The following is a 22744-nucleotide window of genomic DNA, read 5'->3' as shown; positions in this document are numbered from 1 at the left end:
AAAAACAGTCTGTTACGCATCAAATTTTATTTACCGAAGCGCCCCTTGGCGCGTCGCTACCTTGAGATAGCCGTCTCCATGTTTGGTTCCAACGACGACAAGAAGACCCCAGCTGCGGCTGGCGAGAAGAAAGGCCTGTTCGGATGGCTGCGCAAAAAGCCGCAGGAAACCGTCGTCGAACAGCCGCAGGTTCAAGCTGAACCGATCCCTGACCCTATAGTAGAAGCCGAACCGGTCGCCGAAACGCCAGCGCCGGTGGTGTTGCCGATGGCTGAACCGGTGTTGCAGCCGGTGGCAGAGGGTGAGCCAGGGCCAGAGCCAGAGCACAAGCCGTGGCCTGAGTTGCCGGTGGCCGAAGAGCCTGTGGCGTTGGTTGAAGATGTGCAGGCCGAGCATGTGGCACCGCCGATTCCGGCTGTGGCTGCGCCGGTTGACATCGTGGTCGAAGCGCCGCCCGTCGTTGAAGTGCCTGCGCCAACGGTGGTCGAATCCCCGCCTGCCGCCGTCGAGCCCGAGCCCGAGCCTGTCGCTGACACTGCGCAAACCAGCAAAGCTGGCTTCTTCACCCGCCTCAAGCAAGGCCTGAGCAAAACCAGCGCCAGCATCGGCGAAGGCATGGCCAGCCTGTTCCTCGGCAAAAAAGTCATTGATGACGAACTGCTGGAAGACATCGAAACCCGTCTGCTCACCGCCGACGTGGGCGTCGAAGCTACTGCCGTAATCATCCAGAGCCTGACCCAGAAGGTAGCGCGCAAGCAGCTGACCGATGCCGACGCGCTCTACAAATCCCTGCAGGCAGAGCTGGCCGCCATGCTCAAACCGGTGGAAGCGCCGCTGGTGATCACCCCGAACAAGCCGTTCGTGATCCTGGTGGTGGGCGTCAACGGCGCCGGCAAGACCACCACCATTGGTAAATTGGCCAAGAAACTTCAGTCGGAAGGCAAGAAAGTCATGCTGGCCGCGGGCGATACCTTCCGTGCTGCCGCGGTTGAGCAGTTGCAGGTCTGGGGCGAGCGCAACAAGATCCCGGTCATCGCCCAGCACACCGGCGCCGATTCCGCCTCGGTTATCTTCGATGCCGTGCAAGCCGCCAAGGCGCGCAACATCGACGTGCTGATCGCCGATACCGCCGGTCGCCTGCACACCAAAGACAATTTGATGGAAGAACTGAAGAAAGTGCGCCGCGTGATCGGCAAGCTGGATGCAGACGCGCCGCACGAAGTGCTGCTGGTGCTCGACGCCGGTACCGGCCAGAACGCCATCAGCCAGGCCAAACAATTCAACCAGACGGTGCAACTGACCGGCCTGGCATTGACTAAGCTCGACGGCACGGCCAAGGGCGGTGTGATTTTCGCCCTGGCTAAACAGTTCGGGCTGCCGATTCGTTACATCGGCGTTGGTGAAGGCATCGACGACCTGCGCACCTTTGAAGCCGAACCCTTTGTACAGGCGCTGTTTGCCGAGCGGGAGCGTTCATGATTCGATTCGAACAGGTCGGTAAACGCTATGCCAACGGGCATGTCGGCTTGCATGAGCTGAGCTTTCGAGTGCGTCGCGGCGAATTCTTGTTTGTCACCGGCCATTCCGGTGCAGGCAAAAGTACCTTGCTGCGCCTGCTGCTGGCCATGGAGCGCCCAACCACCGGCAAACTGCTGCTGGCGGGTCAGGATCTGGCAACTATCAGCAATGCGCAGATTCCCTTCCTGCGCCGCCAGATCGGCGTGGTGTTCCAGAACCACCAGTTACTGTTCGATCGCACGGTGTTCAATAACATCGCGCTGCCGTTGCAGATCCTCGGGCTGTCCAAGGCCGAGATCGTCAAGCGCGTGGACTCGGCCCTTGAGCGCGTGGCGCTGTCTGACAAGACTGATCTCTACCCCGGCGACCTGTCCACCGGCCAGCAACAGCGTGTCGGCATCGCCCGCGCCATCGTGCATCGCCCGGCCTTGCTGCTGGCTGATGAACCCACCGGTAACCTCGACCCGCGACTGGCGGCCGAGATCATGGGGGTATTCGAAGACATCAACCGCCTGGGCACCAGCGTGCTGATCGCCAGCCACGACCTCGCGCTGATCGCGCGCATGCGCCATCGCATGCTGACCCTGCAACGCGGCCGCCTGATCGGTGACGGGGAGGCCGGCGTATGAGTGCAACACGCAGCCCTAAAGTCTCCGAGCGCGTGGCGCCGAAACCGGCCGACCCGCAACCGCAGAAGAAGAAAAAACACGACGAAGACGACGGCCCGAACTTCAGCACCTTGCTGCGCGCCTGGATTGAAAGCCATCGCGCCAGCCTGCTCGACAGCCTGCGTCGCCTGGGCAAGCAGCCGATCGGCAGTTTTTTCACCTGCCTGGTGATGGCTGTGGCGTTGAGCCTGCCGATGGGTTTGTCGTTGCTGCTCAATAATGTCGAGCGCCTGGGCGGTTCCTGGCAGCGCGCGGCGCAAATTTCCCTGTACTTGAACATCGACGCCAGCGCCAAAGACGGCGAGTCCCTGCGCGATGACATCAAGAATATGCCCGGCGTGGCGGAGGCTGAGTACATCAGCCGTGATCAGGCTCTTGAAGAGTTCCAGCAACAATCCGGCCTGGGCGAGGCGCTCAAGGAGCTGCCGCAGAACCCGCTGCCGGGCGTGGTTCTGGTAACACCGAACGAAGTCGATAAGCCGACGCTGGAAGCCCTGCGACAAAAACTCGCAGAGATGCCCAAGGTGCAACAGGCGCAACTTGATCTAGTCTGGGTTGAGCGGCTGGCGGCGATTCTGAAGCTGGGCGACCGGTTTGTGTTCGGGCTGACGGTGCTGTTGGTGTCTGCATTACTTTTGGTGATAGGTAATACCATTCGTCTTCATATTGAAAACCGTCGCATCGAGATAGAAGTGATTAAACTGGTCGGCGGCACGGACAGCTATGTGCGTCGTCCTTTTCTGTACATGGGCGCGCTTTATGGCTTCGGTGCCGGGATTTTGTCCTGGGGGGTGCTGGCGTTTGGCCTTGACTGGCTGAACGACGCGGTTGTCGGGCTTGCCGGACTTTATGGCAGTGATTTCGCCTTGGCCGGTGTGCCGGTCGCCGATGGTCTGAGCCTCTTGCTTGGCGCAGTACTGTTGGGGTATATCGGTGCCTGGATTGCGGTTGCACGGCATTTACGTGAGTTGGCACCGAAGTAGTTAATGCCAGATTAATGTGGTTACGTTGTATTGACCGTATCAGTGGTTTAGGGAACTTGTCCTACGGTTCCCGGTCAATTTTCGCAGTGCTGAACTGCACGAGTTATGTGAGTCGGAGGTTTTTTCGTATGACCACTTCTTTGCAACCTGCTTATGCCTTGGTGCCAGGTGCGAACCTGGAAGCCTATGTGCACACGGTGAACAGCATTCCATTGCTGACGCCTGAGCAGGAGCGTGAACTGGCCGAGAGTCTCTACTATGAGCAGGATTTGGGGGCGGCTCGGCAGATGGTGCTCGCCCACCTGCGTTTTGTCGTACATATCGCCCGTAGCTATAGCGGCTACGGCCTGGCCCAGGCTGACCTGATCCAGGAAGGCAACGTTGGCCTGATGAAGGCGGTCAAGCGCTTCAACCCTGAAATGGGTGTGCGCCTGGTGTCGTTTGCCGTCCACTGGATCAAGGCGGAAATCCACGAGTTCATCCTGCGCAACTGGCGCATTGTGAAAGTCGCGACCACCAAGGCCCAGCGCAAGCTGTTCTTCAACCTGCGCAGCCAGAAGAAACGCCTGGCGTGGCTGAATAACGAGGAAGTCCACCGTGTGGCCGAAAGCCTCGGCGTGGAGCCGCGTGAAGTGCGCGAGATGGAAAGCCGCCTGACCGGCCATGACATGGCCTTCGACCCGGCCGCCGAAGCGGACGACGACAGCGCCTTCCAATCGCCGGCCAACTACCTGGAAGATCACCGGTACGACCCGGCGCGTCAACTGGAGGATGCGGACTGGAGCGACAACTCCAACCACAACCTGCACGAAGCGTTGGAAGTGCTGGACGACCGCAGCCGTGACATCCTCTACCAGCGCTGGCTGGCGGAAGAAAAAGCCACGCTGCACGACCTGGCACAGAAGTACAACGTGTCGGCTGAGCGGATTCGTCAGCTTGAGAAAAGCGCGATGAATAAGCTGAAGTTGTCGATCGCCGCCTAAAACGCTGCGAAAAGCCAAAAAAATGCCCCGATCGAGAGATCGGGGCATTTTTGTTTGCATCTATTAACTGACCGTAGCCGCTGTCGAGAGAGGTTGGGTCAGTCGGACCAAGGCGCCTTGCGGGAGTTATTCAACTCAACCAGATAACCATCCCCACCCAACTGGCCCATCTGCTGCCGAATCCACGCCGCGCGCCTTGCCACATACGCCGTCGGATGGCTGGCACTCCAGACCCGAGGGTTAGGCAGTACGGCGGCCAAATAGCTGGCCTGTTGCCGAGAAAGCCCCTTGGCACTTACCCCAAAGTGATGCCGCGCTGCCGCTTCTGCGCCAAACACCCCTTCATCCCACTCAACGCTGTTGAGGTACACCTCAAGAATCCGCTGCTTGGGCCACAACACCTCGATCAGCCCGGTAAACCAAACCTCCAGGCCTTTGCGTAAATAACTGCGGCCGGCCCACAGGAACAGGTTTTTCGACACCTGCTGGCTCAACGTGCTGGCGCCGCGTATCGAACCGCCGCGCTCGTTGTGCTGGATCGCCGCCTGGATTGCGCCGAAATCAAAACCCCAGTGCTGCGGGAAGTGCTGGTCTTCACCGGCAATCACCGCCATTTTGAGGTCATCGGAGATCTCGTCCCACGGCACCCAGCTGCGCTGCAGGTCGATGGGCTCACCGTCAAGCCACGATTCGACCTTGCGCTCCACCATCAGCGCAGTGAAGGGCGGCGGGACGAAGCGAAACAGCAGGACCAACAGCACACTGCCGATGGCGAGCCATTTGACGACGTTGAGAAAGCGTTTGAAGAGGACACGCAGCATAGAGATGGCTTGGCCGAACCCGTTGAGCGGGCCATTATACAGACCCTGCCCGATGAGTCTGACTGGAGTTCCTCATGCTGCGTAGCTTTCTGATGCTGGCTGCCTTTTTCGGCTTCACCGGTGTCGCCCTTGGCGCCTTCGCCGCCCACGGCCTGAAGAACCGCCTGAGTGCCGAATACCTGGCGATCTTCCATACCGGTGTGACCTACCAACTGGTGCACACCCTGGCCCTGTTTGGCGTGGCACTGTTGGCCGCGCACATTCCTGGCCGGCTGGTCACCTGGGCGGGCATCTCCTTTGCCGTCGGCATCCTGCTGTTCTCCGGCAGCCTGTATGTGCTGACGATGACCGGTATCAGCAAGCTCGGCATCATCACGCCATTTGGTGGCCTGGCCTTTCTGCTCGGCTGGTTCTTTCTGGGGCTGGCGGCGTGGCGCTTGCAGCTTTAGACCGCTTGACGCTTGAAGCTGACCTTCAGGTCCCAATCGCGCTAGAATGCTGGCCCCTAAAAACGATGGCGGCCCCTGGCATGCGCATTCAGTTGAACGGCGAGTCCCTTGAACTGCCCGACGGTGAAACCGTTGCGGCCCTACTGACCCGTCTGGACCTGACCGGGCGTCGCGTCGCAGTGGAGCTCAACCTGGATATCGTCCCGCGTAGCCAGCACGCCGAGACCGCGCTCACCGACGGTGATCAGGTCGAAGTGGTCCACGCCATCGGCGGCGGCTAGTCGCGCAGCTTGCTGAATTCTGCAGAACCTCACCCCATTTCGAGGATTTCCCATGAGCATCGTTCGTAGCGACAAGCCCTTCGTCCTGGCCGGTCGTACCTACCAGTCCCGCCTGTTAGTGGGTACCGGCAAGTACCGCGACATGGAAGAGACCCGCCTGGCCATTGAAGCCTCGGGCGCCGAGATCGTCACCTTCGCCGTGCGCCGCACCAACCTCGGCCAGATCGAAGGCGAGCCGAACCTGCTCGAAGTGCTGTCGCCGGATCGCTACACCTTTTTGCCGAACACCGCCGGGTGCTACGACGCCATTGAAGCCGTGCGCACCTGCCGCCTGGCCCGTGAGCTGCTCGACGGCCATAATCTGGTGAAGCTGGAAGTGCTGGCCGACCAGAAAACCCTGTTTCCCAACGTGATCGAGACCCTCAAGGCCGCTGAAACGCTGGTCAAGGAAGGCTTCGACGTGATGGTCTACACCAGCGATGACCCGATCATCGCGCGCCAACTGGCCGAAATCGGCTGTATCGCCGTGATGCCGCTGGCCGGTCTGATCGGTTCCGGTCTGGGTATCTGCAATCCGTACAACCTGCAGATCATCCTTGAAGAAGCCAAGATTCCCGTGCTGGTCGACGCGGGCGTGGGCACTGCCTCCGACGCTACCATCGCCATGGAACTGGGCTGCGACGCAGTGCTGATGAACTCGGCCATCGCCCATGCCCAACAGCCAATCATGATGGCTGAAGCCATGAAACACGCCATCGTCGCGGGCCGCCTGGCGTACCTCGCCGGTCGCATGCCGAAAAAACTCTACGCCAGCGCCTCCTCGCCGCTGGATGGTCTGATCAAGTAAGAGCCATTGATGACTGAATCAAACGAAACGCCGAACACTCTGGACGACGCCGACGAGTCCAAGCACCGCCGCATCAAGAGTTTTGTGATGCGCGCCGGTCGCATGACCGAAGGCCAGCAAAAGGGCCTGGAGCAAGGCGCACCCTTGTTTGTGCTGCCCCTGGCCGACGCACCGGTGGATTACGACCAGGTGTTCGGCCGTTCGGCCCCGCGTTCCCTGGAAATCGGCTTCGGCATGGGCCACTCCCTGCTGGAAATGGCGGCAGCCTCGCCAGAACAGGATTTCATCGGTGTTGAAGTGCATCGCCCAGGTGTTGGCGCGTTGCTCAACGGCGTATTGACCCAAGGGTTGACCAACCTGCGGGTCTACGACTGCGACGCGATCGAAGTGCTCAACCGCTGCATCGCCGACAACAGCCTTGATCGGCTGATGCTGTTCTTCCCGGATCCTTGGCATAAATCCCGTCACCACAAGCGCCGTATCGTCCAGGCTTCCTTCGCGGAGCTGGTACGCAGCAAGCTCAAGGTCGGCGGCATCTTGCACATGGCCACCGACTGGGAACCGTACGCGGAATACATGCTGGAAGTCATGAACGTGGCCCCCGGCTACCGCAACCTGGCCGAAGACGGCAAATGCGTGCCACGCCCGGCTGAGCGCCCGATCACCAAGTTCGAACGTCGCGGCGAGCGATTGGGGCATGGGGTGTGGGATTTGAAGTTCGAAAAAATCGACTGAGTAGCACACGGTCAAAACTGTGGGAGCTGGCTTGTCGGATCGCGGCACCGCTGCGATGCAGACACCTCGGTGTATCAGTGATACCCAGGTGATGCTATCGCAGCGGTGCGGCGATCCGACAAGCCAGCTCCCACATTTGTTTTGTGTTGGGCTTTAGGTCAGCGGCGGTCTGCCACAACCCCAATCAACACCAGCACCACCACCAGCACCGGTGCCAGGCTGTAGTTATTGAACTGGCTCAACCCTCGCACAATCCACGGCGTGGCATAGATCAACGCCGCGCCGCTGCCGATCATGCACAGCAGCGCCATCAACGGGACGCGCAATGCGCCGGCGACGCTGCCCAGGCGGGCTTCTACCCAGCCTTTGATATCAGCGCCAAACAGCACCAGCAAACAGCCCACAAGGGCCAGGGATATTTCCGACAGGTTGCTGCGGCTCCAGCGGGATACGGTGGCGAGCAGGTCGAGTACCAAATCCATTCGATTTCCTTAGAGCGTCAGCTCAAAAACTTCTGCAGCAGGTCATTGAGAAAGAGTTGCCCGCGGTCGGTCGCCGCCAGGCGTGACGGTTCGACCTGCATTAAGCCGCTTTGTTCTGCATCCGTGCGTGCGTCATCCAGGCTTGCCAGATCGAGGCCGGTGCGCTCGGCGTAGAGCTTGGCTTCGACACCTTCGGTCAGGCGCAAAGCGTTCATCAGGAACTCAAACGGCAGTTCCTCGTTAGTCAGCTCTTTCGCCCCAGCCTGAAAGCTTTTGGCCGGGTTGAGGTAGTCCTTCGGCGCTCGCGTCTTCCAGGTGCGCACGATGCGCCCGTCCGGATGGCTGAGTTTGCCGTGGGCGCCGGCGCCGATGCCGATAAAGTCACCGAAGCTCCAGTAGTTCAGGTTATGCCGCGCCGGGCGACCTGGCTGGGCATAGGCCGAGACTTCATATTGCGCGTAACCGTGTTCAGCAAGCAGCGCCTGGCCCGCTTCCTGGATATCCCACAGCGTATCGTCTTCCGGCAGCGCGGGCGGCTGGTTCCAGAATACGGTGTTGGGCTCCAGGGTCAGTTGGTACCACGACAAGTGCGAGGGTTTGAGCGCGATGGCTTGGCGCAAATCGCTCAACGCGTCGTCCAGGGACTGATCGGGCAAACCGTGCATCAAATCCAGGTTGAAGTTATCAAACCCGGCCAGGCGCGCCATGCCCGCTGCACGCACGGCTTCATCACCATTGTGGATACGTCCCAGGGCCTGGAGCTTTTCCTGCTGGAAACTCTGGATGCCGATGGACAGGCGATTGATCCCCAGCTTGCGATAAGCCACGAATTTCTCTTGCTCGAACGTCCCTGGGTTGGCTTCCAGGGTGATCTCTATATCGCTGGCAAACCGGATGCGTGCTTCCACGCCCTCAAGCAAGCGGCCCAGCGCTGCGGCGCTGAACAGACTGGGCGTACCACCACCGAAGAAGATCGAACTCAGTTCGCGACCGTAAACCGCATACAGGTCCTGATCGAGATCGGCCAGCAAGGCGTCCACATAGTCTTCTTCCGGCAGCACCTTGCTGGCGGTGTGGGAGTTGAAGTCGCAATAGGGGCATTTGCGTACGCACCACGGGATGTGGATATACAGCGCCAGGGGCGGCAGCACAGGCAGGGCCGCCCGGGGTGTTTGCGCGCCGCCGTGGATCAGCGGCTGCGCGGAGGTGTTCTGGGTCATTTCAGGCTCAGGCGTTGGCGCAGCAAATCCATTGCGCGAGCGCGATGGCTGATCTGGTTCTTGTCGGCCGGGCTCAACTCGGCGCTCGAGACATTACGTTCCGGTACCCAGAACAGCGGGTCATAGCCAAAACCATGCTCACCGCTGGCCGCATGCAGAATGCGCCCGTGCCACAGGCCTTCGCACAGGATCGGCAATGGATCATCGGCATGTCGTACCAGGGCCAGCACACACACGAACTGCGCGCCGCGCATCGCGTCCGGTACATCCTTGAGGGCGTCGAGCAACTTGGCGTTGTTGGCCGCGTCGCCTTTGCCGTCGGCGTAACGTGCCGAGTAAATGCCAGGGGCGCCGCCGAGGAAGTCCACCGCCAGGCCCGAGTCATCCGCCAGCGCCGGCAGGCCGGAAATACGTGCCGCATTGCGTGCCTTGAGAATGGCGTTCTCGACGAAGGACAGGCCGGTCTCTTCCGGCTCCACCTGGCTGAACTCGCCAATCGAGCGCAATTGCACGGATTCGCCGAGCATCGCCTGGAGTTCTTTAAGCTTGCCGGCGTTGTGGCTGGCGAGTACGAGTTGGGTAAGGTTTATCATTGCGCCGGAAACAGTTCCTGGTTGAATTGGAAGCTATGGGCTTTGCCACCGGTTTCAACATTGATGGTAAACGTCTTGTATTCCCGCTGCGTCACGGCGTAAGGGGCGAGGTAGTTAATCCCGCCTTTTTCTTCGATTTGCTTGAACGTCAGTATCTCGCTCTTACCGCCCAAATCCTTGATGGTGCCCGTCACTTGCGCCGCCACTGGCGTCACACCCTTGATCACGGTTACGTTGATCAAACCCTTCTCCTTGCTGCGCACCACGCCGATCTTCTGGGCGGTTTCCGGTTGCAGGAAGCTGGAAGTGAAGGTGTTGTAGTGGACGGTGATATCGCCAAAGTCTTTCTTGCGATTTGCGTCGATAGCGTCCGCGGCCATGGCGCTGGCGCCCAGGCAAGCGGTCAATAGAAAAACAGCCAAACGACTCATGAACGTCCCTCTTGAAAGATGATTAGACGGCAATCTTGTGGTCGATCAGGCCAGGGCTGCTGACCCGGTAAATACCAATTTCGCCCAACAGGTTGGGCCATAGCTTACTCGCCCAGCCGTGGCGGTGCTGTTGATCGACGGCAAGGCGGTTGATCACTTTGGCTTCACGCTCGCTACACAAGGCTTCGAAGTCTTCGAAAGTGCAGAAGTGGATGTTCGGCGTGTTGTACCAGGTGTAGGGCAGGAAATCCGATACCGGCATGCGGCCCTTTGTGGCCAGGTACCAGCGGCAGCGCCAGTGACCGAAGTTGGGAAAGGTGATGATGCACTGGCGGCCGACGCGCAGCATTTCGTCGAGGATGCGATCCGGGTAGTGCACCGCCTGTAGCGCCTGGGTCATCACCACGATGTCGAAACTGTTGCTGGCAAAGTTGCCCAGGCCCTTGTCCAGGTCCTGTTCGATCACGTTAATGCCCTTGGCTACGCACTGGGCGATGTTGTCCGGGTCGTTTTCCAGGCCGTAGCCGGTGACTTGCTTGTTGTCCCGCAGCCAACTCAGCAGTTCCCCATCGCCGCAACCCAAGTCGAGCACGCGGCTGCCAGCGGGGATCCAGTCTTGGATGATTTCCAGGTCGGCTCTCATGGTGCTCTCACAAAGTTATGCGGTTCATGTAGTTGCTGAAGGCTTGCAGGTACCGCGGGATCGGAATCAGGAAGGCGTCATGGCCTTGCGGAGCATCGATCTCCAGGTAGCAGACGTCTTTGCGCGCAGCCATCAGCGCATCCACCAGCTCACGCGAGCGTGCCGGCGAGAAACGCCAGTCGGTGGTGAAGGACATCACGCAAAACTTGGCCGTAGCGCCCTCGAAGGTTTTCGCCAGGTCGTCGTCGTGGTTGGCGGCCGGGTCGAAGTAGTCCAGGGCCTTGGTCATCAGCAAGTACGTATTGGCGTCGAAACGCCCCGAGAATTCCTCGCCCTGATAACGCAGGTAGCTCTCCACCTGGAACTCAACGCTGTGGAAGTCGTAGTTGAGCTTTTCGCTCTTGAGGCCACGGCCGAATTTTTCGCCCATGGAATCATCGGACAGGTAGGTGATGTGCCCGACCATGCGCGCCAGCATCAGGCCGCGCTTGGGAATCACACCCGCTTCCTGGAACGAACCGCCGTGGAACTCGGGGTCGGTAAGGATGGCCTGGCGCGCCACTTCGTTGAAGGCGATGTTCTGTGCCGACAACTTGGGGGCCGAGGCGATAGCCAGGCAATGGCGCACGCGATCCGGGTAGGTAATGGTCCATTGCAGCGCCTGCATGCCGCCCAGGCTGCCGCCGATCACCGCTGCCCATTGATCGACGCCCAACAGGTCGGCAAGACGCGCCTGGCTGTGCACCCAGTCTTCCACGGTGAGCACCGGGAAGTCGGCGCCGAACGGCTTGCCGGTTTCCGGGTTGATACTGCTCGGGCCAGTGGATCCGTTGCAGCCGCCTAGGTTGTTCAGGCTGACCACGAAGAACGTGTTTGTGTCGATGGGTTTGCCAGGGCCGATGCAACTGTCCCACCAGCCAGGCTTGCGCTCGTCGGCGGAGTGGAAACCGGCAGCGTGATGATGGCCGGACAGGGCGTGGCAGATCAGCACGGCATTGCTCGCCGTGGCGTTCAGTTGGCCGTAGGTTTCGTAGATCAGGTCATAGGCAGGCAGCGAACGTCCGCAGGCCAGGGCCAGCGGTTCGCTGAAGTGCGCCACTTGGGGCACGACCAGTCCAACAGAATCGGGGGGGAAGGCAGTTGGCATCGACCCTGCTCTCGTTTAAATGAGGCGTAAGTCTAAAGACCGCTGCACCTAGCGGCAAGCAAAGGCCTGTGCGGATTCAATTCAATAGGCAGATACAAAATGTGGGAGCTGGCTTGCCTGCGATACCGGCGTGCCAGTCAGCCAATCCGTTGACTGATACACCGCTGTCGCAGGTAAGCCAGCTCCCACACTTTACTGCGCCAAGTGTTAGATCAGCACTCGCAGGATGTCCGGCATTGACGTCATGGCCGCCATGTTGTTGATCACCAGCATATCCAGCAACTTGAGCACCATGAACGCCAGGATCGGCGAGATATCCAGGCCGCCCAGGTTCGGCAGCAGCCTGCGGAACGGCGCCAGGGCCGGCTCGCAGATCTGGTTCACCAGCTCAGCGCCGGGGTTATGGCTACCCGGAGCGACCCAGGACAGGATCACGCTGATGATCAAAGCAAAGAAGAAGATCTTCAGGAACAGCGCGGTCACGCCGATGATTGCCCAGACCAGCAACTGGACGAAATTGCCGGTGGTGCCGTAGGTCAGCAGCAGGGTCAGCGCCATCAAGGCCAACTGCACCAGGATCGCCAGTACCAGCGACGACATGTCCAGGCCGAAAAGGCTCGGGATGATCCGGCGCAACGGCTTGAGCAGTGGCTGGGTGGCCTTGACGATGAACTGGCAGAGCGGGTTGTAGAAGTTCGCGCGCACCAGTTGCAGCACGAAGCGCATCAGCACGATCAGCAAATACAGACTGCCGATGGTTTGCAGCACGTAGACGGCTGCGGTGTTCAAACCAATCATGTTGGCTCCTTATTTGCCAAGTTGTTCGGCGAGTTCGGCCGAGCGGTGCGCAGCGGCGCCCAATGCTTTTTCGACCAGGGCTTCAAAGCCCCCGGCCTGGAACGATTCGATAGCCGCTTGTGTGGTGCCGCCGGGGGAGGTCACGCGACGGCGCAACTCGGCTGCGTCCACGTCGCTGGACACCGCCATATGTGCGGCGCCCAGGGCGGTCTGTTCAGCCAGCTGCTCGGCAACGTCCTTGGACAGGCCCAGTTTTACGCCGGCGGCGGTCATGGCTTCGATCAGCAGGAAGAAATACGCCGGGCCGCTGCCGGATACGGCGGTGACCGCGTCCAGTTGCTGCTCCTGTTCCAGCCACAGGGCGATGCCCACGGCGGACAGCAGCTCTTGGGCCTGGTCACGTTGTTCGGCGGTGACGTCAGCCGTTGCGTACAAACCGCTCACGCCCTGGCGCAGCAGGGATGGCGTATTCGGCATACAACGCACGATCGGCTGGTCGCCGAGCCATTGCTTCAGGCTGGCGCAGTTGATCCCGGCGGCGATGGACACCACCAGTTGCTGCGGTTGCAGGCTCGGGCGCAGGCTTTCGCACACGGCCTTCATGGCTTGCGGCTTGACTGCCAGCACGATCACGTCGACGCCCTGGATGGCCTCAGCGTTGTCGGCAAAGGTTTCAATGCCGTGCTCGGCGCTGACGCGGGCACGGGTGTCGGCGCCCGGGTCGCTGGCGCGAATTTGCGCGCTGCCCAGGCCTTGGGCCCGTAGGCCACCGATCAGGCTGGCCGCCATGTTGCCGGCGCCGATAAAAGCTATACGCGTGTCTGTCATGACAGGTCCTTGGTTAAATAGAAGTCAGCCATTTTCAAGGCTGGCCGTAGTCGCGGGCGCCGAACAGGGCGGTACCGATCCGCACCCAGGTGGCGCCTTGGGCAATGGCCGACTCGAGGTCGTGGCTCATGCCCATGGAAAGTGTGTCCAACGGCAGGTTCAAACGGGCTTGCAGCTCGCGTACGGTGGCGAACGCCGCATCTTGGGCCGCCCGATCTTCAGTCGGCTCGGGGATCGCCATCAAGCCACGCAGCTTCAGGCGCGGCAAGGCGCTGATCGCATTGGCCAGGGCCGGCAGGTCGGCGGGTGTACAGCCGGACTTGCTGGCTTCGCCACTGACGTTGACCTGAATGCAGATATTCAGCGGCGGCAGGTTGGCCGGGCGCTGTTCGGACAAACGTTGAGCAATTTTCAAGCGGTCCACGGAATGCACCCAAGCGAAGTTCTCGGCGATCGCACGAGTCTTGTTCGATTGAATGGGGCCGATGAAGTGCCAACTCAAGGGCAAGTCGGTCAATTCCTCCTGTTTGCCCAACGCTTCCTGTAGATAGTTCTCGCCAAAATCGCGCATCCCGGCGGCATAGGCTTCGCGCACTGCGAGTGCGGGTTTGGTCTTGCTCACGGCCAGCAGGTGGATGCTGCTTGCGTCACGTTGCACGGCGTCGGCTGCGGCGCGGATGCGCTGGCTAACCAGGCCGATGTTGTCTGCTATCGTCGACATTCAAGATGCGCCCGTGGATATGGAGTCCGCGGCATTCTACTGGAAATGGAAAGCCCTATGGATATCACTGAATTACTCACGGCCAGCGTGCGCCGTGGCGCCTCCGACCTGCATTTGTCAGCTGGCCTGGCGCCGATGTTGCGGGTGGATGGCGAGGTGTGGCCGCTGGATTGGCCGGTGCTCTCACCTACGCAAGTTGCGGACTTATTGAGACCCTTACTGAATCAGCACCAACAAAAGGATTTCGAAACATCTCTTGAAACGGATTTTGCTTTCGAGCTGCCCGACGTAGCGCGGTTCCGTGCGAATGTGTTCCAGCAGGACCGCGGCATGGGCGCCGTGTTTCGCACCATCCCCTCTGAGGTGCAGAGCCTGGAAAGCCTGGGCCTGGGGGATGTGTTTCAGCGTATCGCCCAGCTACCGCGCGGCTTGGTGTTGGTGACTGGCCCCACTGGCTCGGGCAAGTCCACAACCTTGGCGGCGATGATCGATTTTCTCAATCAGCATCGGCGTCAGCACATCCTCACGCTCGAAGACCCCATCGAGTTTATCCACACACCGAAAACGGCGTTGATCAACCAACGCCAGGTGCACCGCGACACCCATAGCTTTTCCACCGCACTGCGCTCGGCGCTACGGGAAGATCCTGACGTGATCCTGGTGGGTGAACTGCGCGACCTGGAAACCATCCGCCTGGCGCTGACGGCGGCGGAGACCGGGCACCTGGTCTTTGGCACACTGCACACCAGCTCGGCGGCGAAGTCCGTAGACCGGCTGGTGGATGTGTTCCCGTCCGGGGAAAAAGCCATGGTCCGCGCGATGCTGTCAGAGTCGTTGCAGGCGGTGGTGTCCCAAGTGCTGGTGAAGAAGATGGGCGGCGGGCGGGTGGCGGCTCACGAGATCATGCTGGGCACGCCGGCGATTCGGAATTTGATCCGCGAGGACAAGGTGGCGCAGATGGCCTCGGCGATCCAGACGGGTGGAGCGTTGGGGATGAAGACGCTGGATATGAGTTTGAAGGCGTTGGTCGGGGAGGGCGTGATCAGTCGGGAAGAGGCGCAGGGCAAGGCGAGGGTGCCTGCAGACATATGAGGTCTTGAAAACGATGTAAATAAAAGGTGGGAGCGAGCAAGCTCGCTCCCACCTTTTTACTGTATTTCAGCCTGAAATCAGCGCTGGACGATCCGCAAGTTGTTCTGCTCTTTAGGCAGAACCCGCTTGGCAACCACGTAGTTCTTATTCCAGAACGGCTTTTTCAGCGTGTCGATGCTGACCGATTTGCCACGGCGCGGCGCGTGGATAAAACGGTCATTGCCCAGGTAGATAGCAACGTGGTTCACCTTACGGCTCTTCAGTTTGAAGAACAACAGGTCACCCGGTTTCAGGTCCTTGCGATCAACCTTCTGCCCGTGGCCTGCGGCCATGGCATTGGACGTGCGCGGCAAGTCTACTGCTGCAACATCATTAAACGCATATTTCACCAAACCACTGCAGTCGAACCCTTTACTTGGGCTGCTACCGCCCCAACGATAAGGAGTACCGAGCACGTTGACGGCGCGGCTGAGGACGCTGCTGCTCTGCTTGGTGTTGACGCCTACCAGGCCCGGTACTGCTTTGCCGTTGTGGGCCTTGCTCAGTTGAGTTGGGCGGCTGACAGTCAGCTTTACCGACTTGGTAGTGCCTGGCGTGCTGTGGACTTTAGGGGTGAAACCGTTAACGTTAGGAAGTCGTTGCTCACGATTGGTGGCGTGGGCGGCCAGTGGCATTAATAGGCAAATGGTTAGCCATGTCTTGAAAAATGGTCGCATTAGGCGTGGCTCTTATGGGTTTGCGCGCAACTTTATAACAGGTTTTAGTGTCGTTCTCAGGCCGTTTGTCGACTGAACCTTGACGTCAAAATCAGGAAAAACGCGACGATTCGCCGCAATTGTCCTACACAAGGCAGGTGGCATAAGGCTTTCAGGGCAGGGAAGATACCATTTGCCGTACGTCGGGCGCCTGTAAAAAAGTCACAAAGAAAGTGAAAAATTTTTTCTATCGAGGCAAAAGAGGTACGCGATGAACACCTATCAGCAGATTGGCCAGCAACAAGACACCCACAGCAAGGTGATCGGTTACCTGTTGTGGATTTTCGGTTTTACCGGCGCGCATCGCTTCTATTACGGCAAGCCGGTGACCGGTACGATCTGGTTTTTCACCTTGGGCTTGCTGGGGATTGGCTGGCTGATCGACCTGTTCCTGATTCCGGCCATGGACCGTGAAGCGGACCTGCGTTTTACCGCCGGGCCTATCGAATACAACGTGGCGTGGATTCTGTTGGCGTTCCTGGGCGTATTTGGCGTGCACCGTATGTATCAGGGCAAATGGATCTCCGGCCTGATCTACCTGCTGACCGGCGGCTTGTTCCTGGTGGGCGTGCTGTATGACTTCTGGACGCTGAATACGCAGATTTCGATTCGTAATGCCGAGCGCAACGGCGGACGTTGAGTCTCTAGAGGCCGATACAAACTAACTGTGGGAGCGGGCTTGCTCCCACAGTTACTGTGCCCGCTCTAGACCGGCTTTAGGCCTGATAGCTGATCCGCCCATCCACCAAGGTGTAACGCACCGTTGCCGGCAAGCTATGCCCGATAAACGGGCAATTCTCACCTTTGGACAGCCAGTGCTCCCCAGCTACCGTGGAGCTGGCCGGATCAAACAGCACCAAGTCCGCCGCCGAACCCACCGCCAACTTACCCGCCGGTAAACGCAATGCCTCGGCCGGGCCGGCGCTCAGTCGCGTGAGCAACGTCGGCAAGTCCAGCAAACCCTCTTCCACCAGCGTCATCGCCAACGGCAGCAACAGCTCAACGCTGCTGATACCCGGCTCTGTCGCGCCGAACGGTGCCAACTTGGCATCGCGCTCGTGGGGCTGGTGGTGGCTGGAAATCGCCGAGATCACACCCGACTTCACCGCCGCGCGCAAACCATCACGGTCGGCACGGGTGCGCAGCGGCGGTTGCACGTGGTAGAGGCTGGAGAAGTCGATCAGCGCCTCATCGGTCAAAATCAGCTGATACAACGCCACATCCGCCGTCACCGGCAAGCCACGGGCCTGGGCCTGCGCAATCAGGGCCACACCGCGTGCGCTGGTCAGTTGGCTGAAGTGCGCACGCACACCGCTTTGTTCCACCAGCAGCAGGTCACGGGCCAGGGCCACGGTTTCGGCGGTTTCCGGAATGCCCGGCAAGCCGAGGAAGCTGGCCACGGCGCCTTCATGGGCCAGGCCGCCTTCGGCCAAGTCGTGGTCCTGGGAGTGGAAGATCACCGTCAGGTCGAAGGTGGCTGCGTATTCCAGGGCGCGGCACAGGGTGCGGGTACTGCGAAAGCTCTCCAAACCGTTGCCAAAGGCCACGCAACCGGCATCGCGCAGGGCGATCAGCTCGGCCAGTTGTTCGCCTTCCAGGCCTTTGCTCAGGGCGCCAATGGGGAACACTTTGCAATTGCCGGCCTCACGGGCGCGGTCCAGGATCAGCTCGGTCACCGCCGAAGTGTCCAGGACTGGCTTGGTGTGCGGCGGGCAGCACAGGCTGGTCACGCCACCGGCCGCAGCGGCGCGGGTTTCGCTGATGATGTTGCCCTTGCGACTGTAACCCGGCTCGCGCAGGGCGACGTTCAGGTCCACTAGGCCAGGCGCGGCCACCAGGCCTTTGGCATCGATGGTTTCAACCGCGCTGAAACCAGCAGGGGCCGCGCCAATGGCGATGATCTTGCCGGCTTCCAGGTGCAGATCGGTAACTTGATCCAGGCCACTGGCCGGATCGATAACGCGGGCGCCGAGAATGCTTAGCTTCACTGGGCGTTCTCCTGCTCGAATTGACGTTGCGCGGTTTGCCCGCTCATGGCCATGGACAACACCGCCATGCGCACGGCGATGCCGTAGGTCACTTGGTTGAGGATCACCGACTGGTTGCCGTCGGCCACCGCCGACTCAATCTCCACGCCGCGGTTGATCGGGCCGGGGTGCATCACGATGGCATCCGGCTTGGCGCCGGCCAGGCGTGCAGTGGTCAGGCCGAACAGGCGGTAGAACTCGCCTTCGCTTGGGAGCAGGCCGCCGGACATGCGTTCGCGTTGCAGGCGCAGCATGATCACCACGTCGACATCCTTGAGGCCTTCGGTCATGTCGGTGTAGACCTTCACGCCGTACTGCTCGATACCGATCGGCAGCAGGGTTTTCGGTGCGATCACGCGGATGTCCGGGCAACCCAGGGTTTTCAGGGCCAGCATGTTCGAGCGCGCCACCCGCGAGTGCAGGATGTCGCCGACGATGGCCACCGAGAGGTTTTCAAAGCTGCCCTTGTGCCGACGGATGGTGAGCATGTCGAGCATGCCCTGGGTCGGGTGGGCGTGACGGCCGTCGCCGCCGTTGATGATCGCTACCTGCGGGCACACGTGCTCGGCGATGAAATGCGCGGCGCCGGAATCGCCGTGGCGCACCACGAACATGTCAGCGGCCATGGCTTCCAGGTTGCGCAGGGTGTCGAGCAGGGTCTCGCCCTTGCTCGCCGACGAGGTCGACACGTTCAGCGTGATCACGTCGGCCGACAGTCGCTGGGCCGCCAGCTCAAAGGTGGTACGGGTGCGCGTGGAGTTTTCGAAGAACACATTGCAGATGGTCTTGCCGCGCAGCAGCGGGACCTTCTTCACCGCGCGGCCGCCGACTTCGAGGAACGAGTCAGCGGTGTCGAGGATTTCGGTGAGCAGTTCGCGGGGCAAACCGTCGAGGGACAAGAAATGTTGCAGCTGGCCCTGAGCATTGAGCTGCAGCGGGCGCTTGGCATCTAGAGGCGTCATCGCGGGGACTCTGTACAAGGCGGTTTAAAGGGCAAGGTCTTGCAGTTCGAGTTCGAGCGGCGTGGGACCGGACAATTTTACCCGCTGGTGGGCTTCCAGCGACAGTGTGGCGCCGACCACATCCGGGCTGATCGGCAATTCGCCGGCTTCCAGATCCAACAGGCACACCAGTGTCACGCTGGCCGGGCGACCGTAGTCGAACAGTTCGTTCAGGGCGGCGCGAATGGTGCGGCCGCTCATCAGCACGTCATCGATCAGCACCAGATGCTGGCCTTCGATCTCGAAGGGCAGGGCCGACGGGCGCACTTGCGGGTGTAGGCCGTTCTGGCTGAAGTCATCGCGGTAGAAGGACACGTCCAGGGTGCCCAGGGGCGAATCGCTGCCGAGCTCTTCCAGCAGTGCCTGGGCCACCCACACACCGCCAGTGCGAATACCGATGAAACGCGGTTCGCTGATGGCGCGGAGTTGCAGATGGGCCGTGAGGCTTTTGGCCATCTGGCTGATCAGTTCGGCGGGGTTCGGCAAGCTCATGGTGGCTCCTTCAAGGCCTGGCGGGGGCAAGGTCCGGGCGTAAACGTAAAAAGACGCGGCAAGCCGCGTCAGTCAGGATTCAAATAAAGCTGTGTTTTCGTCCAGCCAACCCTGCAGCAGCAGGGCGGCGGCGATGGCGTCCACGGGGTTGTCGCGGTAGCTGCCTTTCTGCCCGCCACGGTCGCGTCGCTCGCCCTTGGCTTCAAAGGTGGTCAGGCGCTCGTCGTGGGTATAGAAGGGGATGTTGTAGCGGCCATTGAGGCGGCGTGCGAACTTTTCGGCGCGCAGGCACATGTCGCTGGGCGTGCCATCCATATTCAAAGGCAAGCCGACCACCACTGCGTCGGGCTTCCACTCTTTAATGAGGGCCTCGACCTGGTTCCAGTCCGGGATGCCGTTCTGGGCCTTGAGGGTGCACAGCTCGCGGGCCTGCCCGGTAATCACCTGGCCGACTGCTACGCCGATCTGTTTGGTGCCGTAGTCAAAGCCGAGGATCAGACGCAAGGCCATCAGGCGTGCCCCGCCTGACTGGTCAGCAGGCTGAGGTTGACCCGCAGCTTCGCCGCCGCAGCTTCCAGGCGCAGTTCGCTGGGGGTGTTGAAGAGGATATCGGCGTCAAAGGGGCAGGTCAGCCAGGCATTGCTCGCCAACTCAGCTTCCAGTTGTCCGGCTTCCCAGCCCGCATAGCCCAGGGTGATCACGTTTTGCTCGGGGCCAGCGCCGTCAGCGATGGCGAACAACACGTCCTGAGAGGTCGACAGCGACACGCCTTCCAGGTCGACCGTGGCCTGGAACTTCGGCCCGGTGGGGTGCAGTACAAAACCGCGATCGGTCTGCACCGGCCCGCCGATGTAGATCGGCACGTCCTGGCAACGGGCCGGCGGGTCGACGTCCGGTCGCAGTTGTTCGAGGATATCCGCCAGGTTCAGCTCTTGCGGGCGGTTTACCACGAGTCCCATAGCACCATTGGCCGTGTGCTCGACAATGTAGGTCAAGGTTTGCGCAAAGTTCAGGTCGGCCATATGGGGCATGGCGATCAGGAATTGGTGCTTGAGGTAGGTAGGGCTTACGTTTTTCATGTCCGCTAGTGTGGCGTTGGAGGGGCGAACTGACAAGCTGGCGATGTGCCGGATCCGGCAATTGTCATCAATTGCTGGAAAGCCGGTCGCCCTTGGCGAACTTCCAGGTGCGGATGATTTCCAGGCGGTCAACGTCATTCAAATCCCCGCTGAACGGGGCAAACGGTGCAGCCAGGCGCACGATGCGCTGGGCAGCCTGGTCCAGCAATGGCTGGCCGGAGGACTCCAGAACCTGCACTTCATATAACGTACCGTCACGGTTGATCGACACCAGTAAGCGCAAATTGCCATAGATCTGCTGGCGCCTTGCCTCATCCGGGTAGTTGAGGTTACCGATACGCTCAACCTTCCTGCGCCACTCATCCTTATACCAGGCACCTTTGTCGCGCCTGGTCGAGGCGGCGTTCAACCGGTAGATACGCGGGCGCTTGGCGTACAACTGCTGCTCGTTGGCCAGCTCCGCTTCCAGGCTGGAAATTTCATCGGTCAGCGTCGAGCTGTCGAACGTCGGCGCCGGCTTGACGGGCTCGGGTTTCGGTTCGGTCTTGATCTTCTCGCGCTGGGTCGGGGCTTTTTGCGGTTTGGGTGCGACGGTAGTCACCGCAGGCTTGGGTGCGGCTTGCTTGACCTCGGGCTTAGGCGTCGGCGGCGGACCGACTTTATTCACCTTGTTGTCCTGGAACGGCGCCACTTCGGTGGTCTTGGGCACGGCTTTCTTGTCCAGGGTGCCGCTGCCTTGCTGGTTGTCCTGGGCGAGAAAGTCGGCCTTCTCGGGCGTCTTTTCGCTCTTGAACGTGGCGAGGGTGATTTCCAGGGTTTTGCTGATCTGCTTGGGTTCGACCATCGTGAACCCCACGCCGAGGATCAGGGCCAGGTGAATCAGTGCCGCCAGGAACAGGGTAAATCCGAGCCGATCAGCCGGGCGCACGCCACTAGGCGAGAGTTCGGGGGGCAGTTCGGACGGGAGTGTCATGACAAAAAACCAACATCGCGCGTTTCACAGGTGGCACATGATAACGCAATGTTGGTATGTGTCCGGCTGTTCTATGTCACTTGGCTTGTAGCTTGCGCTCAATGGCGGCCATCAGCATTTCGCCGATGTTCGTGCCAAATGCATTGTCGATCTCGCGGATACAGGTCGGGCTGGTGACGTTGATTTCAGTCAGGTTCTCACCGATCACGTCCAGGCCGACAAACAGCAAGCCCTTTTCACGCAGTGTTGGACCGACTTGGGAGGCGATCCAACGGTCCTTGTCCGACAAAGGCCGTGCTTCACCACGCCCACCGGCCGCCAGGTTGCCACGGGTCTCGCCGGCTGCCGGGATGCGCGCCAGGCAGTAATCCACCGGCTCGCCGTCGATCATCAGGATGCGCTTGTCGCCGTCCTTGATCGCCGGAATATAGGCCTGGCCCATGATCTGCTGGGTGCCCAGGGCGGTCAGGGTTTCCAGGATCACCGACAGGTTCGGGTCGCCCGCGCGGTGACGGAAGATCGAGGAGCCGCCCATGCCGTCCAACGGCTTGAGAATCACATCGCCATGTTTAGCGGCAAATTCACGCAGCACATCGGCGCGGCGGCTGACCACGGTCGGCGGCGTGCACTGCGGGAACAGCGTGGCGAACAGCTTTTCATTGCAGTCGCGCAGGCTCTGCGGCTTGTTGACGATCAGCACGCCAGCGCGTTCGGCCTGCTCCAGCAGGTAGGTGGAGTACACGAATTCCATGTCGAACGGCGGGTCCTTGCGCATCAGGATCACGTCCAGATCGCTCAACGGGCTGTCGATTTCATCTTGCAACTCGAACCACTTCTGCGGGTTGGCAAACACCTGCAGCGGGCGCATGCGCGCGCGGGCTTCGCCGTCGCCTTGGTAAAGATCGCGCTGCTCCATATAGAACAACGTCCAGCCGCGGGCCTGGGCGGCCAGGAGCATGGCCAGCGAGCTGTCCTTTTTATAGGAAATGCTGGCGATAGGGTCCATGACAATGCCGACGCGAACGCTCATGGGGGATTTCCTCTAACAAATAAGGGCACACAAAAGTGGCGTCAGAGTGGCGCTGCGGCTGTTGTGGGTCAAGGAAAAACCACCCGGCCGGTTGCTCGATAGATTGCGCCCGGAGACTGTGCTAAAAAGACTGCCACAGCGCAGCAG

28 protein-coding genes are annotated in these 22744 nt (G+C 60.6%); 10 read left to right on the top strand and 18 right to left on the bottom strand.

Annotation, left to right across the window (positions count from 1 at the left end):
* Window positions 1-78: 78 nt before the first annotated feature.
* The 4 genes from ftsY to rpoH all read left to right on the top strand — a co-directional run bounded on the left by ftsY (window position 79) and on the right by rpoH (window position 4152).
* Window positions 79-1479, top strand: a complete 1401-nt coding sequence (ftsY, locus tag AACY44_RS11985) for a signal recognition particle-docking protein FtsY (RefSeq protein WP_339530346.1) — start codon at window positions 79-81, stop codon at window positions 1477-1479.
* Window positions 1476-2147 carry a cell division ATP-binding protein FtsE gene (gene ftsE, locus AACY44_RS11980; RefSeq protein ID WP_003213784.1) on the top strand — a complete coding sequence of 224 codons (672 nt, stop codon included), beginning with the start codon at window positions 1476-1478 and terminating at the stop codon, window positions 2145-2147. Before ftsY ends, ftsE begins: the two co-directional genes overlap by 4 nt.
* Complete coding sequence (gene ftsX, locus AACY44_RS11975) at window positions 2144-3169, top strand: permease-like cell division protein FtsX (RefSeq protein ID WP_339530321.1); 1026 nt, start codon at window positions 2144-2146, stop codon at window positions 3167-3169. The genes ftsE and ftsX overlap by 4 nt, the downstream gene beginning before the upstream one ends.
* A gap of 128 nt (window positions 3170-3297) precedes the next feature.
* Window positions 3298-4152 (top strand): RNA polymerase sigma factor RpoH, encoded by an 855-nt coding sequence (gene rpoH / locus AACY44_RS11970; RefSeq protein WP_003176698.1) that lies wholly within the window; start codon window positions 3298-3300, stop codon window positions 4150-4152.
* A gap of 98 nt (window positions 4153-4250) precedes the next feature.
* Here the strand turns inward: rpoH and mtgA are convergent, their stop codons facing one another.
* The gene (gene mtgA / locus AACY44_RS11965) at window positions 4251-4973 is read right to left on the bottom strand and encodes a monofunctional biosynthetic peptidoglycan transglycosylase (RefSeq protein ID WP_339415249.1); all 723 of its coding nucleotides are present in this window, start codon (window positions 4971-4973) and stop codon (window positions 4251-4253) included.
* Between the two features lie 74 nt (window positions 4974-5047).
* Between mtgA and AACY44_RS11960 the strand changes: the two genes are divergently transcribed.
* The 4 genes from AACY44_RS11960 to trmB all read left to right on the top strand — a co-directional run bounded on the left by AACY44_RS11960 (window position 5048) and on the right by trmB (window position 7285).
* Entirely contained in the window at window positions 5048-5422 is a 375-nt protein-coding gene (locus AACY44_RS11960) for a DUF423 domain-containing protein (protein ID WP_339415250.1), read from the top strand.
* Window positions 5423-5502: 80 nt separating this feature from the next.
* Window positions 5503-5703 carry a sulfur carrier protein ThiS gene (gene thiS, locus AACY44_RS11955; protein WP_163003275.1) on the top strand — a complete coding sequence of 67 codons (201 nt, stop codon included), beginning with the start codon at window positions 5503-5505 and terminating at the stop codon, window positions 5701-5703.
* 52 nt (window positions 5704-5755) lie between these two features.
* On the top strand, window positions 5756-6550 hold the full coding sequence (locus AACY44_RS11950) for a thiazole synthase (RefSeq protein WP_032884143.1): 795 nt from the start codon (window positions 5756-5758) through the stop codon (window positions 6548-6550).
* A gap of 9 nt (window positions 6551-6559) precedes the next feature.
* Window positions 6560-7285 carry a tRNA (guanosine(46)-N7)-methyltransferase TrmB gene (trmB, locus tag AACY44_RS11945; RefSeq protein ID WP_339415251.1) on the top strand — a complete coding sequence of 242 codons (726 nt, stop codon included), beginning with the start codon at window positions 6560-6562 and terminating at the stop codon, window positions 7283-7285.
* 158 nt (window positions 7286-7443) lie between these two features.
* Here trmB and AACY44_RS11940 read toward each other — a convergent pair whose 3' ends face one another.
* The 9 genes from AACY44_RS11940 to AACY44_RS11900 all read right to left on the bottom strand — a co-directional run bounded on the left by AACY44_RS11940 (window position 7444) and on the right by AACY44_RS11900 (window position 14148).
* Window positions 7444-7767 (bottom strand): DUF3392 domain-containing protein, encoded by a 324-nt coding sequence (locus tag AACY44_RS11940; RefSeq protein ID WP_010207241.1) that lies wholly within the window; start codon window positions 7765-7767, stop codon window positions 7444-7446.
* 17 nt (window positions 7768-7784) lie between these two features.
* Window positions 7785-8987 carry a radical SAM family heme chaperone HemW gene (hemW, locus tag AACY44_RS11935; protein ID WP_339415252.1) on the bottom strand — a complete coding sequence of 401 codons (1203 nt, stop codon included), beginning with the start codon at window positions 8985-8987 and terminating at the stop codon, window positions 7785-7787.
* The gene (rdgB, locus tag AACY44_RS11930) at window positions 8984-9580 is read right to left on the bottom strand and encodes an RdgB/HAM1 family non-canonical purine NTP pyrophosphatase (protein WP_339427647.1); all 597 of its coding nucleotides are present in this window, start codon (window positions 9578-9580) and stop codon (window positions 8984-8986) included. Before rdgB ends, hemW begins: the two co-directional genes overlap by 4 nt.
* A complete protein-coding gene (locus AACY44_RS11925; protein ID WP_339415254.1) occupies window positions 9577-10011 on the bottom strand; it encodes a DUF4426 domain-containing protein in 435 nt (144 codons plus the stop codon). The genes rdgB and AACY44_RS11925 overlap by 4 nt, the downstream gene beginning before the upstream one ends.
* Before the next feature lie 22 nt (window positions 10012-10033).
* A complete protein-coding gene (metW, locus tag AACY44_RS11920; RefSeq protein WP_339415255.1) occupies window positions 10034-10654 on the bottom strand; it encodes a methionine biosynthesis protein MetW in 621 nt (206 codons plus the stop codon).
* A 7-nt stretch (window positions 10655-10661) separates the two neighbouring features.
* Entirely contained in the window at window positions 10662-11801 is a 1140-nt protein-coding gene (gene metX, locus AACY44_RS11915; RefSeq protein WP_339415256.1) for a homoserine O-succinyltransferase MetX, read from the bottom strand.
* Between the two features lie 207 nt (window positions 11802-12008).
* Entirely contained in the window at window positions 12009-12599 is a 591-nt protein-coding gene (locus AACY44_RS11910; protein ID WP_339530319.1) for a YggT family protein, read from the bottom strand.
* Window positions 12600-12608: 9 nt separating this feature from the next.
* Entirely contained in the window at window positions 12609-13427 is an 819-nt protein-coding gene (proC, locus tag AACY44_RS11905; protein WP_339415258.1) for a pyrroline-5-carboxylate reductase, read from the bottom strand.
* 34 nt (window positions 13428-13461) lie between these two features.
* Window positions 13462-14148: a YggS family pyridoxal phosphate-dependent enzyme gene (locus tag AACY44_RS11900; protein ID WP_339415259.1), complete on the bottom strand. Its 687-nt coding sequence runs from the start codon at window positions 14146-14148 to the stop codon at window positions 13462-13464.
* A gap of 57 nt (window positions 14149-14205) precedes the next feature.
* Between AACY44_RS11900 and AACY44_RS11895 the strand changes: the two genes are divergently transcribed.
* Entirely contained in the window at window positions 14206-15240 is a 1035-nt protein-coding gene (locus AACY44_RS11895) for a type IV pilus twitching motility protein PilT (protein WP_339427648.1), read from the top strand.
* A gap of 77 nt (window positions 15241-15317) precedes the next feature.
* Here the strand turns inward: AACY44_RS11895 and AACY44_RS11890 are convergent, their stop codons facing one another.
* The gene (locus AACY44_RS11890) at window positions 15318-15956 is read right to left on the bottom strand and encodes a C40 family peptidase (RefSeq protein WP_339415261.1); all 639 of its coding nucleotides are present in this window, start codon (window positions 15954-15956) and stop codon (window positions 15318-15320) included.
* Between the two features lie 250 nt (window positions 15957-16206).
* Between AACY44_RS11890 and AACY44_RS11885 the strand changes: the two genes are divergently transcribed.
* Window positions 16207-16635, top strand: coding sequence for an NINE protein (locus AACY44_RS11885; protein ID WP_370467849.1), 429 nt, complete (start codon window positions 16207-16209; stop codon window positions 16633-16635).
* 76 nt (window positions 16636-16711) lie between these two features.
* Here the strand turns inward: AACY44_RS11885 and AACY44_RS11880 are convergent, their stop codons facing one another.
* The 7 genes from AACY44_RS11880 to gshB form a co-directional block, all read right to left on the bottom strand.
* Window positions 16712-17983, bottom strand: a complete 1272-nt coding sequence (locus AACY44_RS11880; protein WP_339415262.1) for a dihydroorotase — start codon at window positions 17981-17983, stop codon at window positions 16712-16714.
* A complete protein-coding gene (locus AACY44_RS11875) occupies window positions 17980-18984 on the bottom strand; it encodes an aspartate carbamoyltransferase catalytic subunit (RefSeq protein ID WP_049711114.1) in 1005 nt (334 codons plus the stop codon). The genes AACY44_RS11880 and AACY44_RS11875 overlap by 4 nt, the downstream gene beginning before the upstream one ends.
* Window positions 18985-19008: 24 nt before the next feature.
* Window positions 19009-19515, bottom strand: coding sequence for a bifunctional pyr operon transcriptional regulator/uracil phosphoribosyltransferase PyrR (gene pyrR, locus AACY44_RS11870; RefSeq protein ID WP_339415263.1), 507 nt, complete (start codon window positions 19513-19515; stop codon window positions 19009-19011).
* A gap of 72 nt (window positions 19516-19587) precedes the next feature.
* Window positions 19588-20025 carry a Holliday junction resolvase RuvX gene (gene ruvX / locus AACY44_RS11865; protein ID WP_003176676.1) on the bottom strand — a complete coding sequence of 146 codons (438 nt, stop codon included), beginning with the start codon at window positions 20023-20025 and terminating at the stop codon, window positions 19588-19590.
* Entirely contained in the window at window positions 20025-20594 is a 570-nt protein-coding gene (locus AACY44_RS11860) for a YqgE/AlgH family protein (protein WP_339415264.1), read from the bottom strand. The genes ruvX and AACY44_RS11860 overlap by 1 nt, the downstream gene beginning before the upstream one ends.
* Window positions 20595-20661: 67 nt before the next feature.
* Entirely contained in the window at window positions 20662-21567 is a 906-nt protein-coding gene (locus AACY44_RS11855) for an energy transducer TonB (RefSeq protein ID WP_339415265.1), read from the bottom strand.
* 76 nt (window positions 21568-21643) lie between these two features.
* Window positions 21644-22597: a glutathione synthase gene (gene gshB, locus AACY44_RS11850; RefSeq protein ID WP_339530316.1), complete on the bottom strand. Its 954-nt coding sequence runs from the start codon at window positions 22595-22597 to the stop codon at window positions 21644-21646.
* Window positions 22598-22744 lie beyond the last annotated feature (147 nt).

Origin of the sequence: Pseudomonas sp. RA_15y_Pfl1_P11 (genome assembly GCF_963970975.1) — a bacterium.
Classification (GTDB): domain Bacteria; phylum Pseudomonadota; class Gammaproteobacteria; order Pseudomonadales; family Pseudomonadaceae; genus Aquipseudomonas; species Aquipseudomonas tritici.
This window is presented reverse-complemented; position numbering and strand designations above follow the sequence as displayed.

Coding starts and splice junctions, on each gene's coding strand:
- ftsY (WP_339530346.1), top strand. CDS start 79: ATGTTTGGTTCCAACGACGACAAGAAGACCCCAGCTGCGGCTGGCGAG.
- ftsE (WP_003213784.1), top strand. CDS start 1,476: ATGATTCGATTCGAACAGGTCGGTAAACGCTATGCCAACGGGCATGTC.
- ftsX (WP_339530321.1), top strand. CDS start 2,144: ATGAGTGCAACACGCAGCCCTAAAGTCTCCGAGCGCGTGGCGCCGAAA.
- rpoH (WP_003176698.1), top strand. CDS start 3,298: ATGACCACTTCTTTGCAACCTGCTTATGCCTTGGTGCCAGGTGCGAAC.
- mtgA (WP_339415249.1), bottom strand. CDS start 4,973: ATGCTGCGTGTCCTCTTCAAACGCTTTCTCAACGTCGTCAAATGGCTC.
- AACY44_RS11960 (WP_339415250.1), top strand. CDS start 5,048: ATGCTGCGTAGCTTTCTGATGCTGGCTGCCTTTTTCGGCTTCACCGGT.
- thiS (WP_163003275.1), top strand. CDS start 5,503: ATGCGCATTCAGTTGAACGGCGAGTCCCTTGAACTGCCCGACGGTGAA.
- AACY44_RS11950 (WP_032884143.1), top strand. CDS start 5,756: ATGAGCATCGTTCGTAGCGACAAGCCCTTCGTCCTGGCCGGTCGTACC.
- trmB (WP_339415251.1), top strand. CDS start 6,560: ATGACTGAATCAAACGAAACGCCGAACACTCTGGACGACGCCGACGAG.
- AACY44_RS11940 (WP_010207241.1), bottom strand. CDS start 7,767: ATGGATTTGGTACTCGACCTGCTCGCCACCGTATCCCGCTGGAGCCGC.
- hemW (WP_339415252.1), bottom strand. CDS start 8,987: ATGACCCAGAACACCTCCGCGCAGCCGCTGATCCACGGCGGCGCGCAA.
- rdgB (WP_339427647.1), bottom strand. CDS start 9,580: ATGATAAACCTTACCCAACTCGTACTCGCCAGCCACAACGCCGGCAAG.
- AACY44_RS11925 (WP_339415254.1), bottom strand. CDS start 10,011: ATGAGTCGTTTGGCTGTTTTTCTATTGACCGCTTGCCTGGGCGCCAGC.
- metW (WP_339415255.1), bottom strand. CDS start 10,654: ATGAGAGCCGACCTGGAAATCATCCAAGACTGGATCCCCGCTGGCAGC.
- metX (WP_339415256.1), bottom strand. CDS start 11,801: ATGCCAACTGCCTTCCCCCCCGATTCTGTTGGACTGGTCGTGCCCCAA.
- AACY44_RS11910 (WP_339530319.1), bottom strand. CDS start 12,599: ATGATTGGTTTGAACACCGCAGCCGTCTACGTGCTGCAAACCATCGGC.
- proC (WP_339415258.1), bottom strand. CDS start 13,427: ATGACAGACACGCGTATAGCTTTTATCGGCGCCGGCAACATGGCGGCC.
- AACY44_RS11900 (WP_339415259.1), bottom strand. CDS start 14,148: ATGTCGACGATAGCAGACAACATCGGCCTGGTTAGCCAGCGCATCCGC.
- AACY44_RS11895 (WP_339427648.1), top strand. CDS start 14,206: ATGGATATCACTGAATTACTCACGGCCAGCGTGCGCCGTGGCGCCTCC.
- AACY44_RS11890 (WP_339415261.1), bottom strand. CDS start 15,956: ATGCGACCATTTTTCAAGACATGGCTAACCATTTGCCTATTAATGCCA.
- AACY44_RS11885 (WP_370467849.1), top strand. CDS start 16,207: ATGAACACCTATCAGCAGATTGGCCAGCAACAAGACACCCACAGCAAG.
- AACY44_RS11875 (WP_049711114.1), bottom strand. CDS start 18,984: ATGACGCCTCTAGATGCCAAGCGCCCGCTGCAGCTCAATGCTCAGGGC.
- pyrR (WP_339415263.1), bottom strand. CDS start 19,515: ATGAGCTTGCCGAACCCCGCCGAACTGATCAGCCAGATGGCCAAAAGC.
- ruvX (WP_003176676.1), bottom strand. CDS start 20,025: ATGGCCTTGCGTCTGATCCTCGGCTTTGACTACGGCACCAAACAGATC.
- AACY44_RS11860 (WP_339415264.1), bottom strand. CDS start 20,594: ATGAAAAACGTAAGCCCTACCTACCTCAAGCACCAATTCCTGATCGCC.
- AACY44_RS11855 (WP_339415265.1), bottom strand. CDS start 21,567: ATGACACTCCCGTCCGAACTGCCCCCCGAACTCTCGCCTAGTGGCGTG.
- gshB (WP_339530316.1), bottom strand. CDS start 22,597: ATGAGCGTTCGCGTCGGCATTGTCATGGACCCTATCGCCAGCATTTCC.